The sequence below is a fragment of the Protofrankia sp. CiP1_Cm_nod1 genome, assembly GCF_920888515.1.
GTDB lineage: Bacteria > Actinomycetota > Actinomycetes > Frankiales > Frankiaceae > Protofrankia.
This window is the reverse complement of sequence record NZ_CAKKTM010000267.1, coordinates 1-5,615: the sequence shown is the minus strand read 5'-3', so window position 1 is coordinate 5,615 and position 5,615 is coordinate 1. Positions and strand designations below refer to the sequence as shown.

The following is a 5,615-nucleotide window of genomic DNA, read 5'->3' as shown; positions in this document are numbered from 1 at the left end:
CTTGCTCCTTGAGAACTCAACAGCGTGCCGAAAGTCAGTGCCATGAATCCCGTCCGTGTCGGGTGCTGTCAGGCTATTAGGGGTCTGCTGGTGCCTGGTACGACGGTTATGTAATTCCTTTGGCACGACAGGATGATCTACGGATCTTCTGTCGATGTCGGGGTCGGCCCAGCCGTGTAGGTTGGGTTCTCTTCATGTCATCGCTCCGTCCGGCTGGTTGTTCGCGGGCTGTGTAAGCCTGCGGGGGCTGGTGGATGGTTGTGATAGTAGACAGCAACGGAGAGTTTGATCCTGGCTCAGGACGAACGCTGGCGGCGTGCTTAACACATGCAAGTCGAGCGGGGAACTTCGGTTCCTAGCGGCGAACGGGTGAGTAACACGTGGGCAACCTGCCTCGAGCTCTGGGATAACTTCGGGAAACCGGGGCTAATACCGGATATGACACTACCGGGCATCTGGTGGTGTGGAAAGATTTATCGGCTCGGGATGGGCCCGCGGCCTATCAGCTTGTTGGTGGGGTGATGGCCTACCAAGGCGACGACGGGTAGCCGGCCTGAGAGGGCGATCGGCCACACTGGGACTGAGACACGGCCCAGACTCCTACGGGAGGCAGCAGTGGGGAATATTGCGCAATGGGCGGAAGCCTGACGCAGCGACGCCGCGTGGGGGATGACGGCCTTCGGGTTGTAAACCTCTTTCAGCAGGGACGAAGCGAAAGTGACGGTACCTGCAGAAGAAGCACCGGCCAACTACGTGCCAGCAGCCGCGGTAATACGTAGGGTGCAAGCGTTGTCCGGAATTATTGGGCGTAAAGAGCTCGTAGGCGGCTTGTCACGTCGGCTGTGAAATCCCGGGGCTCAACTCCGGGCGTGCAGTCGATACGGGCAGGCTAGAGTCCGGCAGGGGAGACTGGAATTCCTGGTGTAGCGGTGAAATGCGCAGATATCAGGAGGAACACCGGTGGCGAAGGCGGGTCTCTGGGCCGGTACTGACGCTAAGGAGCGAAAGCGTGGGGAGCGAACAGGATTAGATACCCTGGTAGTCCACGCCGTAAACGTTGGGCGCTAGGTGTGGGGGACCTTCCACGGCCTCCGTGCCGCAGCTAACGCATTAAGCGCCCCGCCTGGGGAGTACGGCCGCAAGGCTAAAACTCAAAGGAATTGACGGGGGCCCGCACAAGCGGCGGAGCATGTGGCTTAATTCGATGCAACGCGAAGAACCTTACCAAGGCTTGACATGCAGGGAAATCTCGTAGAGATACGGGGTCCGTAAGGGCTCTGCACAGGTGGTGCATGGCTGTCGTCAGCTCGTGTCGTGAGATGTTGGGTTAAGTCCCGCAACGAGCGCAACCCTCGTTCTATGTTGCCAGCGAGTAATGTCGGGGACTCATAGGAGACTGCCGGGGTCAACTCGGAGGAAGGTGGGGATGACGTCAAGTCATCATGCCCCTTACGTCTTGGGCTGCACACATGCTACAATGGCCGGTACAATGGGCTGCGATACCGTGAGGTGGAGCGAATCCCAAAAAGCCGGTCTCAGTTCGGATCGGGGTCTGCAACTCGACCCCGTGAAGTCGGAGTCGCTAGTAATCGCAGATCAGCAATGCTGCGGTGAATACGTTCCCGGGCCTTGTACACACCGCCCGTCACGTCACGAAAGTCGGTAACACCCGAAGCCGGTGGCCCAACCCTTGTGGGGGGAGCCGTCGAAGGTGGGACCGGCGATTGGGACGAAGTCGTAACAAGGTAGCCGTACCGGAAGGTGCGGCTGGATCACCTCCTTTCTAAGGAGCGTTCTGGCGCCCGGCCGGCCCCTCTGTGGGGGGTTGGGTGTCCAGGGGCCAGTGCCGGATGTTCAGGCCGGCCTGGTGCTCTATGGCGTGGAACACTGACTGGTTGGGTCTTGTCTGGCTGCTGCTGGATGTCTAGTACGCCTTGTCCTCCGTGTGGGGGTGGGGGTGGAACGGGTCTGGTGGGGCCGGGGGGGTCTACGTGGCACGCTGTTGGGTCCTGAGGGAGTGAGGGTGCTTCCTTGTGGGCGGTTCTGCTGGATGCTGGTTCTCACCTGCTGGTGGGGGTGGTGTCTGGTGGGGTTGTCTGCGTGTGCGGACCATCTGCTGTCGTGGGACTGCCGGCCGGGTGCTGGTGGGCCGTGGCGGGGTGGGTGGGGCCGTCTGTATCTTGAGAACTACACAGTGGACGCGAGCATCTTTGTGGCCAAGTTAGTAAGGGCACACGGTGGATGCCTTGGCACCAGGAGCCGATGAAGGACGTGGGAGGCTGCGATATGCCTCGGGGAGCTGTCAACCGAGCTATGATCCGAGGATTTCCGAATGGGGAAACCCGGCAGGGCTTGAAATCCTGTCACCCGCGCCTGAACACATAGGGCGCGTGGAGGGAACGCGGGGAAGTGAAACATCTCATTACCCGCAGGAAGAGAAAACAACCGTGATTCCGTGAGTAGTGGCGAGCGAAAGCGGATGAGGCTAAACCGATGGCGTGTGAGAGCCGGCAGGCGTTGCGTGGTCGGGGTTGTGGGAGCGTTCGGGCGGGTCTGCCGATCCGTCGAGGAGTGAGAAAGCGTCGTGTTAGTCGAAGGCCATGCGAATGGGCTGCCGTAGAGGGTAAGAGTCCCGTAGGCGAAAGCATGGCGTCTCCTGAGCGTTTTCCCAAGTAGCACGGAGCCCGTGAAATTCCGTGTGAATCTGGCGGGACCACCCGCTAAGCCTAAATACTCCCTGGTGACCGATAGCGGACGAGTACCGTGAGGGAAAGGTGAAAAGTACCCCGGGAGGGGAGTGAAATAGTACCTGAAACCGTGTGCTTACAATCCGTGGGAGCGGGGGCGTGCCCCTGTGACCGCGTGCCTTTTGAAGAATGAGCCTGCGAGTTTGCGATGTGTGGCGAGGTTAACCCTTGTGGGGGAGCCGTAGCGAAAGCGAGTCCGAACAGGGCGTTTGAGTCGCATGTCCAAGACCCGAAGCCGAGTGATCTATCCATGGCCAGGTTGAAGCGCGGGTAAGACCGTGTGGAGGACCGAACCCACCAGGGTTGAAAACCTGGGGGATGAGCTGTGGATAGGGGTGAAAGGCCAATCAAACTCGGTGATAGCTGGTTCTCCCCGAAATGCATTTAGGTGCAGCGTCACGTGTTTCTTGCCGGAGGTAGAGCACTGGATGGCCTAGGGGGCCTACAAGCTTACTGAAGTCAGCCAAACTCCGAATGCCGGTAAGTGAAGCGTGGCAGTGAGACTGCGGGGGATAAGCTTCGTAGTCGAGAGGGAAACAGCCCAGATCGCCAGCTAAGGCCCCTAAGCGTGCGCTAAGTGGGAAAGGATGTGGAGTCGCGGAGACAACCAGGAGGTTGGCTTAGAAGCAGCCACCCTTGAAAGAGTGCGTAATAGCTCACTGGTCAAGTGGTTCTGCGCCGACAATGTAGCGGGGCTCAAGCGCACCGCCGAAGCTGCGGCATACACACGTGTGTGTATGGGTAGGGGAGCGTCGTGTGGCGTGTGAAGCGGCGGGGTGACCCAGCCGTGGATGCTACACGAGTGAGAATGCAGGCATGAGTAGCGCATGACGGGTGAGAATCCCGTCCGCCGAATGACTAAGGGTTCCTGGGGCAGGCTGATCCGCCCAGGGTAAGTCGGGACCTAAGGCGAGGCCGACAGGCGTAGTCGATGGATAACGGGTTGATATTCCCGTACCGGCGCTGACGCGCCCATGCTGAACCCGGTTCGTGCTAACCGTCCGAGCCATGTCCTGCTTTCGGGCAGGGGGTGGGGAGCGCGGGATCCCGGCTGGTAGTAGGCAAGCGATGGGGTGACGCAGGAGGGTAGTCCAACCCAGGCGGTGGTTGTCCTGGGGCAAGGGTGTAGGGCGAGGCATAGGTAAATCCGTGTCTTGTGTGCCTGAGACCTGATGCCGAGCCGATTGTGGTGAAGTGGATGATCCCATGCTGCCGAGAAAAGCCTCTAGCGAGTGTCAGGGCCGCCCGTACCCGAAACCGACACAGGTGGTCAGGTAGAGAATACCAAGGCGAGCGAGTGAACTGTGGTTAAGGAACTCGGCAAAATGCCCCCGTAACTTCGGGAGAAGGGGGGCCGTTGTCCGTGTAGGGGCTGTGCCCCCGAAGCGGATAGTGGCCGCAGAGACCAGGGGAAAGCGACTGTTTACTAAAAACACAGCTCCGTGCGAAGTCGTAAGACGATGTATACGGAGTGACGCCTGCCCGGTGCTGGAACGTTAAGGGGACGGGTTAGCATTTCGGTGCGAAGCTCAGAACTTAAGCGCCAGTAAACGGCGGTGGTAACTATAACCATCCTAAGGTAGCGAAATTCCTTGTCGGGTAAGTTCCGACCTGCACGAATGGCGTAACGACTTTCCTACTGTCTCAACCACAGACTCGGCGAAATTGCATTACGAGTAAAGATGCTCGTTACGCGCGGCAGGACGGAAAGACCCCGGGACCTTTACTATAGCTTGATATTGGTGCTCGGTTCGGCTTGTGTAGGATAGGTGGGAGACTGTGAAGTCGGAACGTCAGTTTCGGTGGAGTCGCTGTTGAAATACCACTCTGGTCGAATTGGGTGTCTAACTTCGGTCCGTGATCCGGATCAGGGACAGTGTCAGGTGGGTAGTTTAACTGGGGCGGTTGCCTCCTAAAGAGTAACGGAGGCGCCCAAAGGTTCCCTCAGCCTGGTTGGCAATCAGGTGTCGAGTGCAAGTGCACAAGGGGGCTTGACTGTGAGACAGACATGTCGAGCAGGTGCGAAAGCAGGGACTAGTGATCCGGCGGTGGCTGGTGGAAGCGCCGTCGCTCAACGGATAAAAGGTACCCCGGGGATAACAGGCTGATCTTGCCCAAGAGTCCATATCGACGGCAAGGTTTGGCACCTCGATGTCGGCTCGTCGCATCCTGGGGCTGGAGTAGGTCCCAAGGGTTGGGCTGTTCGCCCATTAAAGCGGTACGCGAGCTGGGTTTAGAACGTCGTGAGACAGTTCGGTCCCTATCCGCCGCGCGCGCAGGAGACTTGAGAAGGGCTGTCCCTAGTACGAGAGGACCGGGACGGACGAACCTCTGGTGTGCCAGTTGTTCTGCCAAGAGCACGGCTGGTTGGCTACGTTCGGGAGGGATAACCGCTGAAAGCATCTAAGCGGGAAGCCTGCTTCGAGATGAGGTCTCCCACAGGGTGAACCTGGTAAGGCCCCCGAGTAGATGATCGGGTTGATAGGCCGGAGGTGGGCGTACGGTAACGTATGGAGCTGACCGGTACTAATAGGCCGAGGGCTTGTCCTCGAAGGTGTTGCGCGTCCACTGTGTGGTTCTGGGGGTATGGCCGGTTTCCGGTTGTATTCTGGTGAGTGTTTCGGTGGTTATAGCGAAGGGGAAACGCCCGGTTCCATTCCGAACCCGGTAGCTAAGCCCTTCTGCGCCGATGGTACTGCGTGGGTGACCGCGTGGGAGAGTAGGTCGCTGCCGGACTTGGTTGTGGTGGGGAGGGGCTGCCCGGTTTCGGGTGGCCCCTCCTTGCTGTGCGGGGAAACCTCTACGGGAACCCCCGTGGGAACCTGTTGGTGGTCGAGGTGCCGCCCCCGGCCGCGGTGAGGTACCGGC

General features: G+C 59.5%; 3 rRNA genes. All 3 read left to right on the top strand.

The features are described from left to right. The first annotated feature begins 273 nt into the window (after positions 1 to 273). The 3 genes from NBX02_RS12305 (at position 274) to rrf (ending at position 5,483) form a co-directional block, all read left to right on the top strand. Positions 274 to 1,783, top strand: a 16S ribosomal RNA gene (locus tag NBX02_RS12305). Between the two features lie 431 nt (positions 1,784 to 2,214). Beyond that, positions 2,215 to 5,297, top strand: a 23S ribosomal RNA gene (locus NBX02_RS12300). A 69-nt stretch (positions 5,298 to 5,366) separates the two neighbouring features. Continuing rightward, a 5S ribosomal RNA gene (gene rrf, locus NBX02_RS12295) occupies positions 5,367 to 5,483 on the top strand. The 16S, 23S and 5S rRNA genes sit together here, the layout of an rRNA operon. Positions 5,484 to 5,615: the final 132 nt, after the last annotated feature.